The sequence below is a fragment of the Pseudomonas sp. Choline-02u-1 genome (assembly GCF_002836515.1).
GTDB lineage: Bacteria > Pseudomonadota > Gammaproteobacteria > Pseudomonadales > Pseudomonadaceae > Aquipseudomonas.
This window is the reverse complement of sequence record NZ_PJBC01000053.1, coordinates 1-262: the sequence shown is the minus strand read 5'-3', so window position 1 is coordinate 262 and position 262 is coordinate 1. Positions and strand designations below refer to the sequence as shown.

General features: G+C 60.7%; 1 protein-coding gene. It reads right to left on the bottom strand.

Annotated features, from left to right (window positions below):
- The coding region (locus tag CXF97_RS14060) for an immunoglobulin-like domain-containing protein (RefSeq protein WP_157830899.1) at nucleotides 1-262 on the bottom strand (262 nt) is incomplete at both ends.

The window sequence follows — 262 nt, the reverse complement described above, 5'->3', positions numbered from 1 at the left end:
CGATGGTGATGTTCTGGCCGTTGGCCAATGTCACGACAACAGGCGAGCCGGTGACGGGCGCGCCGACAGTGGCGGTGTAGGTGACGGTGCCGCCTTCAGCGACCGAGGTGTCGGCGGTCAATTTGACCGTCGAAGTGTCGATGGTGTCGGTGACAGTCGTCACCGCTGGATCAGTGCTCGGTACCAGGTTCTCGAAGTTGCCACCGGTAGCGGTTTTGATCGTGGCTTGCACGGAACCGGAGTCTTTGTAGACGTCATCGGA